The organism is Leptospirales bacterium, assembly GCA_019694655.1.
Lineage (GTDB): Bacteria > Spirochaetota > Leptospiria > Leptospirales > Leptonemataceae > SSF53.
In genome coordinates this window covers 67,660-83,576 of sequence record JAIBBN010000008.1, presented here as the reverse complement: position 1 = coordinate 83,576, position 15,917 = coordinate 67,660, and the positions used below count along the sequence as shown (strand labels likewise).

Annotated in this window: 13 protein-coding genes; 9 read left to right on the top strand and 4 right to left on the bottom strand. The window is 59.5% G+C overall.

What is annotated here, in order from left to right:
- Positions 1-22 precede the first annotated feature (22 nt).
- The 5 genes from K1X75_12285 to K1X75_12265 all read left to right on the top strand — a co-directional run bounded on the left by K1X75_12285 (position 23) and on the right by K1X75_12265 (position 8,662).
- Positions 23-2,095, top strand: a complete 2,073-nt coding sequence (locus K1X75_12285) for an adenylate/guanylate cyclase domain-containing protein (GenBank protein ID MBX7058836.1) — start codon at positions 23-25, stop codon at positions 2,093-2,095.
- Positions 2,092-2,382 (top strand): hypothetical protein, encoded by a 291-nt coding sequence (locus K1X75_12280; GenBank protein ID MBX7058835.1) that lies wholly within the window; start codon positions 2,092-2,094, stop codon positions 2,380-2,382. The genes K1X75_12285 and K1X75_12280 overlap by 4 nt, the downstream gene beginning before the upstream one ends.
- A 62-nt stretch (positions 2,383-2,444) precedes the next feature.
- Positions 2,445-4,529, top strand: a complete 2,085-nt coding sequence (gene metG / locus K1X75_12275) for a methionine--tRNA ligase (GenBank protein ID MBX7058834.1) — start codon at positions 2,445-2,447, stop codon at positions 4,527-4,529.
- A gap of 78 nt (positions 4,530-4,607) precedes the next feature.
- The gene (locus K1X75_12270) at positions 4,608-7,643 is read left to right on the top strand and encodes a hypothetical protein (GenBank protein ID MBX7058833.1); all 3,036 of its coding nucleotides are present in this window, start codon (positions 4,608-4,610) and stop codon (positions 7,641-7,643) included.
- Positions 7,640-8,662 (top strand): hypothetical protein, encoded by a 1,023-nt coding sequence (locus tag K1X75_12265; protein MBX7058832.1) that lies wholly within the window; start codon positions 7,640-7,642, stop codon positions 8,660-8,662. Before K1X75_12270 ends, K1X75_12265 begins: the two co-directional genes overlap by 4 nt.
- 52 nt (positions 8,663-8,714) lie before the next feature.
- Here K1X75_12265 and K1X75_12260 read toward each other — a convergent pair whose 3' ends face one another.
- The 3 genes from K1X75_12260 to mgtE form a co-directional block, all read right to left on the bottom strand.
- Complete coding sequence (locus K1X75_12260; GenBank protein MBX7058831.1) at positions 8,715-8,921, bottom strand: hypothetical protein; 207 nt, start codon at positions 8,919-8,921, stop codon at positions 8,715-8,717.
- Positions 8,922-8,993: 72 nt separating this feature from the next.
- Positions 8,994-10,268, bottom strand: a complete 1,275-nt coding sequence (locus K1X75_12255; GenBank protein ID MBX7058830.1) for a DegT/DnrJ/EryC1/StrS aminotransferase family protein — start codon at positions 10,266-10,268, stop codon at positions 8,994-8,996.
- A gap of 118 nt (positions 10,269-10,386) precedes the next feature.
- Positions 10,387-11,805, bottom strand: a complete 1,419-nt coding sequence (gene mgtE, locus K1X75_12250) for a magnesium transporter (GenBank protein MBX7058829.1) — start codon at positions 11,803-11,805, stop codon at positions 10,387-10,389.
- A gap of 116 nt (positions 11,806-11,921) precedes the next feature.
- Between mgtE and K1X75_12245 the strand changes: the two genes are divergently transcribed.
- Positions 11,922-13,304: a hypothetical protein gene (locus K1X75_12245; protein ID MBX7058828.1), complete on the top strand. Its 1,383-nt coding sequence runs from the start codon at positions 11,922-11,924 to the stop codon at positions 13,302-13,304.
- A 37-nt stretch (positions 13,305-13,341) separates the two neighbouring features.
- On the opposite strand, the gene K1X75_12240 is transcribed toward K1X75_12245, so the two are convergent.
- The gene (locus tag K1X75_12240) at positions 13,342-14,043 is read right to left on the bottom strand and encodes an HAD hydrolase-like protein (protein ID MBX7058827.1); all 702 of its coding nucleotides are present in this window, start codon (positions 14,041-14,043) and stop codon (positions 13,342-13,344) included.
- A 40-nt stretch (positions 14,044-14,083) separates the two neighbouring features.
- Between K1X75_12240 and K1X75_12235 the strand changes: the two genes are divergently transcribed.
- The 3 genes from K1X75_12235 to K1X75_12225 are packed head-to-tail and all read left to right on the top strand — an operon-like array spanning position 14,084 to position 15,915.
- On the top strand, positions 14,084-14,623 hold the full coding sequence (locus K1X75_12235; protein MBX7058826.1) for a DUF3299 domain-containing protein: 540 nt from the start codon (positions 14,084-14,086) through the stop codon (positions 14,621-14,623).
- Between the two features lie 18 nt (positions 14,624-14,641).
- On the top strand, positions 14,642-15,229 hold the full coding sequence (locus K1X75_12230) for a DUF2796 domain-containing protein (protein MBX7058825.1): 588 nt from the start codon (positions 14,642-14,644) through the stop codon (positions 15,227-15,229).
- On the top strand, positions 15,226-15,915 hold the full coding sequence (locus tag K1X75_12225; GenBank protein ID MBX7058824.1) for an ABC transporter ATP-binding protein: 690 nt from the start codon (positions 15,226-15,228) through the stop codon (positions 15,913-15,915). The genes K1X75_12230 and K1X75_12225 overlap by 4 nt, the downstream gene beginning before the upstream one ends.
- The last annotated feature ends 2 nt before the right edge of the window (positions 15,916-15,917 follow it).

The window sequence follows — 15,917 nt, the reverse complement described above, 5'->3', positions numbered from 1 at the left end:
CGGCCCAACTCGCTTCTGCATCGTGCGCGCTCGCCCTGTCCGTGTTGTCCTGTGCCTGGCCCTGGCTGGCGCTGCAGGCTGCTTACCGGCCGTCGCTGGCTCTACCGATGCGGTGCGCGCAATGCGCTACCACGTCGCCCAGCAATCTGCCGAACTTTCGCTGCCGGCCGATTGTCAGGGCGAAGGCTGGCATGACTTTCATCCGGTTTTGCGACCGGCCGCTGCGCCCGGACTGTACTGGCTTTGCATCGATCTGCCCGATACCAGCGCGCTGGTGCGGCCTGCGCTCGGATTTGAGGGCCTGCGCGGCGGAATTCAAGTATTCGTTGAGGGCGAGCAGGTGCTCAATCGGCCGCTGCCGGACAGCGAAGCCGCGCGCTACGAGTTGTTTCAGGTGCAAAATGTTGTCGCACCGCTGCCGATTGGCGCCGCCGCCGGGCGCGCCCTTGCTCTGGTGCGCAGCTCCGGCGACGCGCGCTATGTCATCGCCGATGTGCGCGTCGGCGAAGAAAGCGTACTGGCGGCGCGCAGTTTCTGGATGCATGCCGATACGGTCTTCGCCGGCGGACTGGCGGCATTGCTGGGCGCATTTGCCCTGGCCTTTGCATTGATTCGCCCCCGTCGGCGCAGCGTCTTTGGCGCCTTTTCGGCCTTCATGTTTGGCATTTTTCTGCTTTGCTTCGCCGTTTCCGGCGTGGCCGGTCAGCAGCCGCAACTGCGCAATTTGCTGGCGCATGCGGCCTACATTGCGCTCTTGCTCTCGCCGGCTGCTCTCTGCCGCTTCCAGGCCTTGCTGGGCGGCGACGCGGCGCCGCGCACCTACTGGGTGCTCTGGCGATTGCATGCTGCGCTGGGCGGAGTTGGCGCCATCGCGCTGCTATTATTTGGATTTGGCGTGCAACGCTATTTTTCTCCGTTTTTCTTCGTGCTGCTGGGCGTATCGATTGTGGCGATGATTCGCTTCTCGTTGCCCGATGCGCTGGCGGGCCACGGCGGCGCGCGTATCTATGCGATCGCGTTGATTCTGTTTTCGCTGGGCGTGGCTTATGACGCTCTTGGCGGCTACCTGGGCTGGCTGCCCTGGCGTCGCTATACCTTCCACTACGGCGTTTTTGCGCTTACTCTGGCGCTGGGCTATATGCTGGAGCGTCGCATGAATACCGCCGGCGACGCACTGCGCGAATATGCCAGCGGACTGGAGTCGGCCAACCGCGATCTGGCGGCGTTGAACCGCGCCTTCAGTCGTTTTGTACCTGCTGAATTTCTGCATTTCCTTAAGAAATCGAGCATCGTGGATGTGCGCCTGGGAGACAATGTTGAACTCGAACTAACAATTATTGTGACCGACATCCATTCCTTCACGGCGATTTCGGAGAAGATGACGCCGGAACAGAACTTCGATTTTATTAATTCTTACTTTGGAAAGCTGGCCCCGGTCATCCGTCAAAATGGTGGTTACATCGCCAAATACACCGGCGATGGCTTGATGGGATTGTTTCCGCGTTCGCCGCGCGATGCCATCGACGCGGCGCTTGCCGTGCAGCGCCATCTGGTGGCCTACAATGATGATCGTCTACGTCGCGGGCGCGAGCCGATCCATACCGGCATTGGAATCCATACGGGAGTTGTGCGCCTGGGAACCGTGGGCGATGGCGAGCGCATGCAGGGCGATGTCATGGGCGACGCGGCAAATCTGGCAGCGCGCATTGAAGGTTTGACTCGCATCTACGGCGCGCCCATTGTAATGAGCGAACGAGCCTACCATGCTATTGAGTCGTTGGAGCAATATGACCACCGCATGCTGGACATTGTCCGAGTCAAAGGAAAGCGCGAACCGGTTGTGGCCATAGAATTGCTGTCGCGCGACGCAGATCCAACAGCGGATAAGAAGATCGCCACGCGCTCGCTCTTTCGGGAGGGCCTGTCGCTCTATATGCAGCGGCAATTCCCGGCGGCCTGTGATCGATTCCAGGAAGTGCTCAATCAGAATGAACAGGACGCCGCGGCGCGTATCTACTATGATCGCTCGCTGTCTTTTGCCATGTACGGGCCGCCAGCGGACTGGGAGCCGGTAGAGGCGCTGGACCAGAAGTGATTGAAGATTCCGAGGGCCCTGCGCCCTGCTGCCTGGCGCCTGCCGGGCAGCAGCTGCTCAAGTCTTACGTCGATGGCGTCTGGCAGCGCTGCAACGCCTGTGGTCGGCGCGCCCTGAGCGGCAGCCTGGAGTTTGAAGCCAGCTGCGCCAGCGATTTGCAATTCTCCTTCTGGCTGCGCTGGGAAACGGATCCGCCGGCCGGAGCGGAGCTGGCGGATTTTGTGCAGAGCAGACGGCCCTACTACGGTCGCAGTCGGCGCGGCCAGGCCTTTCGCCGCATCGATTGACTGCTTCGTCGCCTTTCCGCTGACTTGACAGTGCAAGCCTGGCCGGGGTTCTGTTCCGGAGAATGACGCAAGCACGTCGCATACTGGTTACTGCCGCACTGCCTTACGCCAATGGTCCGATCCATCTCGGTCATCTTGTGGAATACATCCAGACCGATATCTGGGTGCGCTACCAGCGGCTGCGAGGCGCCGAAGTTTACTTTTTCTGCGCCGACGATACGCACGGCACGCCAGTCATGATTGCGGCGCAGCGTCTGGGAATTACGCCGCAGCAATTGGTGGAGCGCGTTCATGGCGAACACCTGCGCGATTTGCAGGGCTTCCTGGTCAACTTCGCCCATTTTTACAGCACCAACTCTCCGGAAAACAAGGCGCTGGCCGAGCAAATCTATCGAAGCGCACGCGACCAGGGCGCCATCGCCCGGCGTAACGTGCAGCAGCTGTATTGCCAGACCGATTCGATGTTCTTGCCGGACCGTTTCGTACGCGGGCAATGTCCCAATTGCGCTTCGCTGGATCAGTATGGCGATTCTTGCGAGGTATGCGGAGCGACTTATGCACCGCGCGATCTGAAAGAGCCACATTGTGCTATCTGCGGCACAACTCCGGTGGAGCGCGAGAGCGAACATCTGTTCTTCCGGTTGCCGCTCTATCAGGAGTATCTAAAAAAATGGCTGCACCGCGAGGGCCGGGTTGATTCTGGCGTGCGAAAAAAGCTGGATGAGTGGCTGCAGGGGGAATTGCGCGAGTGGGATATCAGTCGCGACGGTCCTTACTTTGGTTTTGAGATTCCCGACGAACCTAACAAGTATTTCTATGTCTGGCTGGATGCGCCCATCGGCTATATGGCCGCAGCGCGCAACTACTTTGATCGACAGGGCCGTCCCGACCTCTTTGAAATCTTCTGGAAATCGGAGGAGAGCGAGGTCTATCATTTCATAGGAAAGGATATTGTATACTTCCATACTTTATTCTGGCCGGCCTTGCTTCGAGCCGGCGGCTTTCGAACGCCCAGCGCAGTCTACGTGCACGGCTTCTTAACCCTCAACGGTGAAAAGATGTCCAAGAGCCGCGGAACCCTGATTCGCGCCGAAACCTTTCTCAAACATCTGAATCCGGAGGCGCTGCGCTACTTTTACGCGGCGCGCCTGAGCGATGGTCTGGATGATCTGGACCTCAGCCAGACCGATTTTTTGCAACGATACAATGCGGAAGTAGTTGGCGCCATTGTGAACATTTTCTCTCGGCTGGCCGGGCTGAGTAAGAAATTGGAACGGCGACTTGCCGCCGGTCCATCGCCCGCAGGTCGAAAGCTGGCCCAGACGGTGCGGGAGGCGGCGCCGACGATCCAGACCGCTTTTGAAGGGCGCGACTATGCGCGCGCGATACGCGAAATCAACGCCGCCGCGGCGTCGATCAATCGCTTTGTAAATGAATCGGCGCCCTGGAACATCGTCGCCGCGGCGCCAGAGGAAGCGCGTCAGACAATTACCGACGCCCTGAACGCCTCCTTGCCCCTGCTGATTTATTTGAAACCGGTGCTGCCTGCGCTTGTGGAAAACGCGGAGCGCATGCTGGGCATTGCCGCTCTGGACTATCAGACTTTGCATCAAGACCTGCCGCCCAATCAGGTCATTGGCGAATACGTTCATCTGGCTCAGCGCATCGAGGAGGCGCAGTTCAAGGCCATGCTCGCCGAAGAGGCGGCGCTTTCGGGCGAGATTGGCGCACAGCGTCCGGCGCCAGTCATCAAAAACAAGTCGGAGTCGGCGCAGGAGAAAAAGGTGAATCAAAAGGAAGAGAGCGACGCGACGCAGAGCGGCATCATCCAAATTGAGGATCTCAGCAAAGTCGATCTCTGTGTTGGGAGAATTCTGTCCGCGCAGCTGATTGAAGGCGCCGATCGATTGCTGGCTATCCAGCTGGATGTTGGCGAACAACGGCCGCGCAGCGTCATCGCCGGAATACGTGCAGCCTATCAACCTGCCGATCTGACGGATTTGCTGGTGGTCTGCGTAGCCAACCTTGCGCCGCGAAAGATGAAGTTCGGCGTATCCGAGGCCATGCTGCTGGCGACCGGCGAGGGGGCGCAACTGACCCTGTTCGCGCCGCACCGCAGCGCAAATCCCGGGGACAGATTGCGCTAGCGATTCCGGGGAAAAACAGTCTGTTAGTACTGCTGCAATTGATTGACTGGCCTGGCGGCAGGCAGTCTCCAAGGATGGATGTTGATCAGGCGCGCCCTTGACCATTGCCTGCCAGTTCTGGCCCTGGGCTTCTGCTTGATCCTGCCGGCGCCGCTGCTGGCGCAGCTGAGCCCTGATCGATTCCAGAGCTGGCGTACGTTGCGCACGCCCCACTTTCAGATTCACTATCCGGAAGGTCGGATTGACTTTGCCGTCAAGACCGGACAGATCGCTGAGCGCTTGCACACAGAGCTGGAGGGTCGCTACCAATCCGGCGCCGAAAATACGCACATCACTCTGATTTTTCAGAGCGATCTGGTGAACGCTTTTGCGACGCCCTACGGCCTGGACCAGATCGTATTGTTCCTGGAAAATCCGCGCGGTGCAAAATTTGCTCGCTATGACCTCTGGCTGGAGCTGCTGATCCGCCACGAATACACGCACATCCTTACGCTGCGCCAGTGGGATTTTCAGCGGCCGCTGTTGGGCTTCTTTCGAATTCTTCTGGGTTTCCCGCCCAATCTGCTTTCCCCTCTGGCCTTTGTCGAAGGCTCGGCTGTCTATGAAGAAAGTCGACCGGGCGGCGGACGCGTAAACGACCCCTACACAAGAATGGTGGTTCGCAGCGCCATTCTGGCCGATCGCTTCCCTGGTCTAACGGAGCTAATGATCGGGGGGCGACGTTGGCCGCTTGGCTACATCTACTACCTTTACGGCGGCCGCATGCTGCACTATTTGAGCGGTCGATACGGAGAGGATTTGGTTCCCCGATACTGGTCGATGGATCGCGTACCTCTGGACGTGGACGAAGGCCTACGCGGCCGCGTCAACATTGCACGAGGCTACGCCGAATACCGCGAGTCGGAACTTGCCGAATTCCAGCAAGAAATTGGGCGAATTGAAGCGGCCGGGGCCAGTTCCTTTGAGCGACTTACCAATGACGGATATGTGAAGGACTTCCTTTATCTGGGCGCCGACGGTCGTCCGCATTACTATGCGGCGCCCTCTGATCGAATCGCCGGACTCTACAGCCTGGAGGCGGACGGGGAAAGCCGCCGGATCCGAAGAACTCGATCGGCCATGGGATTCAGCGAAGCGGCTGACGGCAGCAGCGTATACAGTCTGGCGCGCTACTTTGCCGGTCCGCTTGGCTACCGATTCCAGCTTAGCGATAATTCCGGCTGGTTTGGTCGCCGTCGCCTTTTCTCCGAGCGCAGCGCCGCATTTCCGCAGCTATCCGCCGACGGCGCCACGCTTGCCTATGTCGACCACGATGATCTCCGTCGCCGCCTGATGATTGCGCGTCGCGATGCGGACAAGCAGTGGACCGAGGAGCGTACTCTGCTGGAGACGCCCTTTACCGGATTCATTCAGGACATCGCTCTTTCGCCGGATGCCACGCTGGTCGCGGCGGCGGTACGCTTTGGCGAACGGGGCCAGGGCGCAATCTACATCTGCCCTTTGAGCGGCGAGGGATGTCGCAAACTGCTGGGCGGGCCTGGCGTCAAAGCGCAGTTGCGCTTCAATCAGGATGCGACGGCCGTACTCTTTACCTCCGATGTTGACGGAGTCTTCAATCTGTACCAGGTTGCGATCAGCGATGGCAAAGCGACGCAGCTGACGCGCATGAGAACGGGCGCGTTCTTTCCTACGCCGTCGCCGGATGGTCTTTACGCTCTGGCTTATTTCGAAGACGGCTTCGATCTGATTCGCTTTCGAGGCGATCAACTGCTGGCCGAATCGACCGATCTCTTTCAGGCGCCAGCGCCGGAGGATGAGCCGCCCGCGCCGCTGGAGGCGCCGCCGGCTGCCGGCGAGGGGCAGAGTTACTTTCCAGAGGGAGGAGCGTCGGCCGAGGGTCTGGCCGAGGGTTGGCGTGACGAAGACTATTCGGCGATCCTGAGTTTCCGGCCCTATTTGCTGGGTCTGCTTGGTCCGCTGAGCGCCTTCAATCTGGCGGCAGAGGGTCGCGATCCACTTTTTCGCCATTCGCTGACTGCGGCCATTGCTCCGTCGCATCCTGATCCGCTGATCGCTGCCATCTATGATTACTCGCGCTGGGCCATTGGCCTTTCCTTGAGTTATGCCGGCAATTACTCCAAGAGCGACCGTGCGCCCGGCTGTTTGCGCGAGGACGATCCGCTTCGTTTTCTTTGCGACGACGCCTATCCGCGTTTTGAAGAAGCGCGCGGCTATTTCCGCTTCCTAACGCTTGGCGACTATCTAAGCCTGCAGGCAATGCTGGGCTATGCCAGCCAGAAACTGCGCAATGCGCGCCGCCTGCGCGCCGTTCAATACGACGCGCGCGATTTAAATTTGAGCGGACCTTCGTTTGTTTTGCTGGCCGGCGATCTGCACTACTATCCACAATCAATCAGCGCCGAGCATGGCTGGCTGCTCTTTGCAAGCAGCGACTACTACTTGCGGTCCGAGAGCAAGGACCGCCTGGAGCGCGATTACCTTCATCACCTTGAGTACGGAGTCGGCGAAGCCGGCCTTGCCCTCTATTTGCCTTCGCTCTGGTCGCACCATGTAAACTATTTGAATGCTTACGGTTACGGCAGCTATGGACCGGACCGAGAACTGCAGCGCGTTCCGCTCAGTCGATTTGTTCGCGGGCAGAATTACCAGAAGTCGCTGCGCGACCATTCGGCAGCCGTCTTTACCTATGAATATCGTCTGCCGCTGCTCACGCTCTTCGATGCGACCTTTGAAGGTACGCCGTCCTTTCGCCTGAACCAGATCGGTCTACATGCCTTCTACGACGTAGGCCAGGTATTTGACCGACAGCTGATGCGCGAGCGCTGGACTCCGGCTTATGGCGCGGCCATTGTTGTAGGCCTTGATGTAATCTGGCTTTCGCTGCCGGAAATCAAGATTAGCTATGCGCACGGCGATGGTCCGGCCGGCGAAGGCCAGTGGTCTGTCGCCTTCAATGCCGAGTTCGGCGGCGACGTAGTCGGCGCAGAGCGGCAACGCTCGCCCCTGGAACGCGCCTACCGCCATGGCTTCCCCAATCGTCGCGAGCAAACTGGCTACTTCCGCGATCCATTTGCGGGCGGCGTATTGCAGTGAGCAGTCATCCAGCTGCCGCAGCCCTGCTGGAAGCGCATGTCGCCTTTGAATTGCAGCGTTTGCAAGCGCCGGGCGCGCTACAGAAGGAAATGCTTCAAGAATTGGAGGCGCTGCTTGACTGGCTGGAGCAAACGCCGCTGCAACGCGTCCTCCCTGCCGAGAGCGCCTTGCGCATCCTCAATCGAATCAGTTCAACGGAAGACGTTTCTCCTCTGGCCGAGCTTCTGCTTCGCGAGCTGGCAGCAGCTATGCTGCAGGAGCTCCAGAAGCGTCCGGAAATGCTCAATGATTTACTTTCCCATGAGGCGTTTTTTTTCGTCGCCGACGACATCATGGAGGATGCGGCCATCCGACGCGTGCTGATTCGTTCTGGCGTCAACAGTCCAATCTTTGCTCTTTTGATTGCCGAGCTGCTGTTCAATGGAATCAGTGAGTTTCTGGCGGAAGGCGGAAAATTTGCGGCGCATATACCGGGTTTCAATATGCTGCTGAAGGCCGGACAGAATCTGGTCGGCGATGGGCCCGAAAAGGGACTCAAGGAATTCATCAAGCGCTACATCAATAGCGCGATTCGCCGTTCGGAGGAATTCTTAAACAAAAACCTCAAGCCGGAAACCATTCGCGAAGCTGCGGAACAGCTCTGGAGCGAACTGTCGACACACGGGGTTCGCGAGGCGATCGACTTTATGCCGCCCGAAAAATTGGCGGGTTACAGCCGCGCACTGCAGGCCGCCGCGCACAGTTTCCACGGCTCGGAGCTCGCTGCGCACTTGCGCGCCTTCTTGGTGCAGTTTGTCTATGAGCGCCAGGGACGGCGGCCGGCGATGGAATGCCTGGCAATGCTTGGCCTTGGCCGCGATCGCCTCTGCCAGCGATGGAGTGGCGAGCTGCAGCCCGCGCTGGAGGCGATGCTCGCCGACGGTCAACTGGAAGCTGCAGTGCGTCGCCGGCTTGCGCCTTACTATCAGTCGCCGGAATTTTCCGAAACCTTGAGCAAGCTACAAGCGGGGATGTCGTGATCTGCGATAGAGGGAGCAGCCGGCGCCTGGCTGCGCCTTGACTGCGCTTGGATCAGCTGCTGCGGCGGCCAACCAGGAAAAGCAGCGCGCCGACAACAATCAGGCCGCCGCGAATCAACCAGGCCGTGGTTTCGCCCCAAGTATCAATCCACATCAAGAGGCGCACTTCGTAGTTAAAGAACTGCACAACGCTGGAAACAATGCCAGCCATTGCGGCAAAAGCGCCGATTGACGATAGGTATCTGCGAATCGTATCCATGGATCCATCCCACAATGCAGCGCCAATTGACGCCGCGAATTCCGGTAAGTGCGCCGGCGGCCGCAGCTACGGTCAGCCCAAAATTTGGCGAATTGAGAAAACTACATCGCCGGCATCGCTGGCGCTCATCGCACTGTAGAGCGGCAGAGAGACAATGCGTGCGTAAATCGACTCTGAATTTGGGAAATCTTCGGCATGAAGACCATAGTTTTCCCGGTAGCGACTCAGGCGATAGAGCGGGATGAAGTGCAGGCTGACTGCAATATTTCTGGCGTACATTTCCTCTACAAAGCGGTCGCGAGCGATGGGCGCCTCGGGGCCAATTTCAATCGTGTAAAGATGTTCCGCACTTCCAGGGTTCCGCGGCATCAGGCCCAGGCCTCGCAGGCCGCGCAGCTCTCGATCGTAGATGTCGGCGATGGCCCGGCGTCGTTGGAGCATCTCTTCGCTTCGCTGCAGCTGGACGCGGCCCAGCGCTGCGGCAATGTCGTTCATGTTGTACTTGTAACCAGGCTCGGTAACGTCGTATTGCCAGCGCTTACGACCGTAGGTTTGCCCCTGGATGCCGTGCAGACGCATGCGCCGGATGCGCTCGGCCAGCTCTGGATCGCGGAGGGTGAGCATCCCGCCTTCGCCTGTTGTCAGATTTTTTGTGGCATAGAAGCTGAAGGCCGTGGCGTCGGCCAGGGTTCCAACCATTCCTTCCGGGCTTCGCGCCGGGAAGGCGTGAGCCGCGTCATCAATCAATTTAATGTTAAATTGATGGCAAAGGCGGCGCAGGCCCTGCATATCGCAAACGCGACCGCCAAAGTGTACAGTGGCAACGGCGCGAATGCGGCGTCCGCTGGCCCTGTGCAGCAGTAGCTCGCCAACCTGTTCGCAGCTGTTCTGCAAATAGCGGCGCAGCGCTTCGGGCTCCAGCAGGTAGCTGTCGCGATCAACGTCGACTATCAAGGGCAGGGCCCCGCTGTACTCAAATACTTCGGCAGTGGCAGTAAAGGTCAGCGCCGGCACGATCACCGCGTCTTGTGAGCCAATCTCCCAGGCGGCCGCCGCCAGGTGCAGGGCAGCGGTGCAGGAGTTAACAGCAATGGCCTGTGCGGCGCCTACCGCCTGCGCAAATTCTTCTTCAAAAGCGATACTTTCCGGTCCGGAGGTCAGCCAACCCGAACGCAACACGCGTGTGACCGCCTGAATCTCTTCGCGCCCGATATCGGGCCGGGCAAAGTGTAGCTTGCGTCGCCGCAGCCTGCCCAGCGGCGAGGGCGATGCGCCGGCCGGCGCGGGCGGCGTAATCTCTGGCAGTGAATCAGCGGACACATTGATACGCAGGCTTTCGCTTTCCATCGCAGCTCCAGGCGTCAGTCGGCCTGATTCGAGTTTCGGCCGCTGGCAGCAAAAGCTGAGCCAAATCCGCCGCCGGCAGCGTCCGCTGGAGAACTGCAGAGCGCCGAAGGGCGGCCAGCTAGAGCGGAATCCAGCCGCTACGCAGGGCCAGGTAGGATAAACCGAGAACCGCCAGAAAGCCGGCGGTGTCCGTGAAGGTGGTTACGATGATATTCGAAGCTACTGCCGGATCGATCTTCAGGCGGCGCAGGGCCATTGGCGCCGCAGCGCCGGCCGCGGCCGCCACCAGCATGTTGCAGAGGATGGCCGTGAACATGATGGCGGCGAGAATCCAGACGCCGCTGTAGAGCAGAACAACCATCGCTACAACCAGACCCACGGAAAGCCCGTTGAGCAGGCCGATGACGGCCTCGCGTCGCAGGGTTCGCAGCGCGTTCTGCTGCGTGATTTCGCCCAGAGCAATATTGCGGATGATTAAGGCCATGGTCTGACCGGCTGCATTGCCGCCCATCCCGGCTACGATTGGCAGAAAAGCGGCCAGCGTAATCACCTTCTGCAGCGTTTGCTCGAAGAGCGCCACCACCGATGCAGCCAGCACCGCCGTCGCCAGATTGACCACCAGCCAGCCGACGCGGCGTAGCGAGCTGCGCCAGAGCGGCGTGCTCAGCGTTTCCTCGCCGGACAGACCGCCCATGCGCAAGATGTCCTCGCTGGCCTCCTCTTCGACAACTTCCAGAACGTCGTCGGCGGTGATACGTCCCAGCATCACGCCACGATTGTCGATGACCGGGGCCGATATGAAGTCGTAGCGCGTGAAGAAGCGAGCCACCTCTTCCTGGTCGGTCAGAGCCGGAATGGCGGACAGCTCGGTTTGCATGATACGCTTCACGCGTTGCTGCGGCCGGGCAAGAATCAGCTGCTTGAGACTGAGGTGGCCGCAATAGCGACCCTGGTCGTCGACCACAAAGACAGTATAGATTTCGTCGCCATCGCGCGCTACCTTGCGCAGGCGAGCGATGGCCTTCTTGATGGTGTCATTTTCCTCCACCGCCAGGAATTCCTTTTCCATGATGGCGCCGGCGGTGTTCTCCGGATAACTGAGCAATTCCGTAATTTGCAGTCGCTCCTGATGAGGCATTCTCGATAGAATTTCCGAAACGCGCTCCTGCTTGAAGCTTTGCAAAAGTTCAGCAGCAATATCGGATGGCAGCGTAAGCAGCACGCCGCTCAGGGCATCGTTGTCCATTGACTCGCGCAGCAGCCGGTCGCGAAGGTCAGGGTCGATTTCGGAGAGTACGCGCCCCTGGCTTTCCGCATCCAGCAAGGATAGCAGGCCGGCGCCCTCTTCGTAGGCGAGGCCTTCGATCAGATGCGCGATGTCCGCCGGATAGAGCTCATCAAAATAACGACGCAATTCCTCGCGAGCGCCGTCGTGAAATAGCTGCAGGACATGATCCTTCCAGTCCTGCTCATCACGATGCAGAAAGACCAGCTCCGGATCGGTTTCCGGCTGCGCCTGTTGAACCTCGCCTTCCACTGCAGGAGACAGGCGCTGTTCGGCAGCCTGACGGTCAATAGTTCTGCTGGATCAATGGCGAGGCTGCTGGAAAAAGAGGCTGACATCCGTCCCTTCCGGCCCTCGCCTGTCTGACCATGGAGCGCTTGCTGATCCTGCTGCCAGTCGCTCTCTATGCTCTTGCCATTTTCTGGATTACGTATCGTACGGGCAAACGTCAGAGCGGGCAGGATCACGATTATTTCCTGGCCAATCGCAGCCTCGGCGTATTCTTTTCGTTGGTGTCGGTTGTAGCGACGGAGACCTCCGTCGCTACCGTGCTCATCTTTCCGCAAATGGGCTACAAGAGCGGCCTCAGTTTGCTATGGATGTGCGCCGGATTCATCGCCGGGCGCTGGCTGGTGGCGCACTACTTTCTGCCGGAAATCTATCGACGACATCGCCTGTCGATGTATGCCACCATTACCGGCCAGAGCAGCGCCGCTCGCAAGGCGCTGAGCTTCAGCTATCTTGCCGCCAAGGTAATCAGCAGCAGCGTGCGCTTCCTGATGGCGGCCTTCGCCCTTCATCTGCTGTTTGGCGCGCCGGTCTGGCTGTGGATCCTGCTTATGGCCCTCCTGGCCGGACTCTACAGCGTGCTTGGCGGACTGAGCGCGGTGGTAATAACCGATCAGATTCAAGGCTGGATCATCGTCATCGGGGCTGTGCTGGTGATAATTGCGCTGCTGCCTGGATTGCAGGACGCCTCGCTGCCGGCGCTGGCCGATTGGCAGGCGCGTCTCGATAACTCGCGCTACTCGCCTTTGCTGTTCTTTGGCGCCATGACGCTCAGTCTGGGCACCCACGGCGCCGACCAGGACATGTTGCAGCGTGTACTGGCCACGCGCAGTTTGCAGGATGCGCAGCGCGCCTTGCGCTGGTCCGGCATTGCCGCCACCATTGTGATTTCTCTATATTTGCTGGCCGGCTGGATGCTGGCCCGCGCCGCGCTGCCGGGCGTCGGAGAAACGGCCCCAGTGCTCGACTACGTGCGATTGTACGCGCATCCCCTGGCGCTGGGCGGTTTTGGCGTGGTGCTGATAGCGGCGGCGATGAGCACCCTTGACTCCACGCTGCACTCGACGGCGGCGGTCTGGAAGGCGGCGCTCAGCGAGCGCGTGCATGCCCGGACCTACAGCTTTTTCTCTCTGCTATTGCTGGTAGTAGCGGCGATGTTATTGATTCCGGTTCAGGAACGATCGCGCAGTTTCTACGATCTGGCAATGAACGCCTTCAATTACGTCAATGGCGGATTGATCGCTGTATTCTTGCTCTTTCTGGTACGTCGTCGCCACGTAGGAATGTGGACGATACTTGCGGCAGTATCTGGCGGCCTGGCAACAACAGTGGCGGCGAACTATGGCCTGCAGCCCGCTCTGGCCTGGCCGCTGGTAACGCTGCTTTCAACCGCTGTCGCTACGATGCTGGCCTTCTGCACATCGTACTTCTTATCTGATTCTACCGGAACAAGCGAGGATTGAGCGTACGCGGATGCGTCGAGAGCGGAACATTCTGCGCTCAATCATCGGCAAGCAGGACCTGCAACACAGCTTCATGATCGGCAAAGGACTCGAACAATCGCCAGGGTTGATGCGCGGCAAGTTCTTGCGATGAACTTCCGCCCGTGGCCACGGCAATACAGCGTGCGCCAATCGGTCGGCCGCAGTCGATATCATTAGGCGTATCGCCAAGAATGAAGATACGCGAAGCAGCAAAGCTCTGGCCGGTGTGGGTCTCCGCGCGGGACCGCGCCAGCGGCGGCAGTTCGCGCCGTACATCGCCGTCATCGCCATAGGCGCCGACGGAAAACAAATCCAGAATACCAAAGCGGCCAAGTTTGATTTCTGCGCCGCGACGAATGTTGCCGGTCAATAATCCGATGGTCCAATTGGGAGTGCGTCGCAGTCCCTCTAGCAGCGGCAGCACACCGGGCAGCAAATGCGGCGCTGACGAGGAATACAAAGCCTCTTGCAGCAATTCTACGTAGCGGGAAAAAATGGCTGGCAGCAACGCTTTCAGTCGTTCTTCTTCCAGATATGGGCTCAGGCATTCGCGAACGAATTGTCGATCTGTTTTGCCGGCAATGGGATGAGTTTCATCAAAGTCTGCGGAGCAGCATTCGTGCATGGCGCGAAGCAGGGCTGCTTTTCCCAGACCCTGGCAGCGCAATAGCGTGCCATCGATATCAAACAGCGCCAGTCCTGGCGCGACCGGTTTCACGCTTGACCACTCGCCGCCGGCGACCGAGCGGTCAATAGCAATGCAATTACCACGCAACTGGCGCCCTTGGGCGGTGCGCGGCGGTCTGGCGCTGCTGCTGGCTGCCATTCCCTTGATTATTTCACGCGCCGATCTCTGTGGCATCCCGCCATCGCAGGCAGCGCTTCCGGTCGCGACGGAATTGGCCGCACAGGGGGCCGTCTCGACGGTCGATTGGCGCAAACTGCAGGAGCTGAATCTGCGCACCGGGCGCCCCTCGAGTTCTCTTGGCGCTTTGAATAATCGGCCGGTGAGAATTGCCGGCTTCATGGTGCCGCTGGAGGACGAAGAGGCGCAGGTCAGCGAGTTCCTGCTGGTGCCTTATCCGCAGGCCTGCATTCATGTGCCGGCGCCGCCTTCCAATCAGATCGTGCACGTCAAGATGCAGGGCAATCGCAAAGCGCGCGTCTACTGGTTTGAGCCCGTCTGGGTCTATGGCAATCTGAAGATTCAACGTACCAACAGCATCTATGCTGAAGCAGCCTTTTTTCTGGCTGGCAATCGTACTGAGCTCTACGATGAGCCAATGAATGCACAGTAGCGTCCGGGGATGATCTATATGTACAAAGTTCTGAAAATATCCGCGCTGCTATGGATGGCAACACTGGTATTTACCTTATGCAAGGGAGGACGTCCGGCGGAGGGCGCTCACGTTCATGGCCACGGACGCCTCAACCTTGCCCTGGAATCGAACAACCGTTTGAGTCTGGAATTCGAGGCGCCGGGGGCCAGCGTGTTTGGTTTTGAGCGCCAGCCTGGGTCGCCGGAGGAGCACAGCGTCTATACCCAGCGTCAGGCGGCGCTGAAAGAAAACCTGACCGCTCTCTTTCCATTTGTTACGCGCTATGGTTGTCAGGCGAAACTGTCCGGCTTTGAGGCGGAGGCCGGCGAGAGCGCCGAAGAGCATGCGGCCCATGGCGACGCAGACGAGCACGAGCATGAAGGCGGCGCCGAGCATCAGCACAGCGAGGTGCGCGCCCAGTACAATTTCGAGTGCACACATTCGCTGGCTGGCGCGGAGATTGAGCTCGGCTTTTTTGAATTGTTGCCGCAGCTGGAACAGCTGGAAGCAATTACGCTCAGCAATTCCGGGCAGGACAGCGTAGTCCTCGAACGCGGTCAGCGAACTTTGAAACTGGCTCAATGAGCTTTAGTATCGAGAAACTCAGTTTCGCCTACGGAAAACGGCCGCCGACCCTGCAAATCGACGCTTTCTCCGCCGCTGCTGGCGAGCGAATCTTTCTTTATGGCCCAAGCGGCAGCGGCAAGACCACGTTGCTGGGCATTCTGGGCGGCGTGCTGCAGCCCCAGGCAGGGGCCGTGCTGGTCCTTGCCGAGCGACTGGACCGGCTCAGTGCGGCCCGGCGCGATCGCTTTCGCGGCCAGCATATCGGTTTTCTTTTTCAGCTGTTCAATTTGATTCCATACCTGAGCGCCCTGGAAAATATTACTTTGCCCTGTTCGTTGAGCGCCGGTCGTCGCGCGCGCCTGCAGGGACGCGATCCGCGCGACGCGGCTCGCGAGCTGGCCGCCCATCTGGGCATTGAGACTGCTCTGGACAAGGCGGTGCTGGAACTGAGCGTCGGTCAGCAACAGCGCGTGGCGGCGGCCCGCGCCCTGATCGGCGCGCCAGAGCTGATCATCGCCGATGAGCCAACATCGGCGCTGGATGCCGATCATCGCGAATCCTTCATTCGCTTACTATTTCAAGAATGCAAGAATTCTGGTTCCACGCTGCTATTTGTAAGCCACGATCAGAGTCTCGCGCCGCTTTTCGATCGCAGCGTTTCGCTGCCGCAGATCAATCGATCGGCGGCGACGGCAGCGCTTTGAGG

Excerpts from the sequence above, each read along its gene's own strand:
- K1X75_12230 (MBX7058825.1), top strand. The coding sequence starts at position 14,642 with ATGTACAAAGTTCTGAAAATATCCGCGCTGCTATGGATGGCAACACTG.
- K1X75_12245 (MBX7058828.1), top strand. The coding sequence starts at position 11,922 with ATGGAGCGCTTGCTGATCCTGCTGCCAGTCGCTCTCTATGCTCTTGCC.
- K1X75_12235 (MBX7058826.1), top strand. The coding sequence starts at position 14,084 with ATGCAATTACCACGCAACTGGCGCCCTTGGGCGGTGCGCGGCGGTCTG.
- K1X75_12255 (MBX7058830.1), bottom strand. The coding sequence starts at position 10,268 with ATGGAAAGCGAAAGCCTGCGTATCAATGTGTCCGCTGATTCACTGCCA.
- metG (MBX7058834.1), top strand. The coding sequence starts at position 2,445 with ATGACGCAAGCACGTCGCATACTGGTTACTGCCGCACTGCCTTACGCC.
- K1X75_12260 (MBX7058831.1), bottom strand. The coding sequence starts at position 8,921 with ATGGATACGATTCGCAGATACCTATCGTCAATCGGCGCTTTTGCCGCA.
- K1X75_12270 (MBX7058833.1), top strand. The coding sequence starts at position 4,608 with ATGTTGATCAGGCGCGCCCTTGACCATTGCCTGCCAGTTCTGGCCCTG.
- K1X75_12225 (MBX7058824.1), top strand. The coding sequence starts at position 15,226 with ATGAGCTTTAGTATCGAGAAACTCAGTTTCGCCTACGGAAAACGGCCG.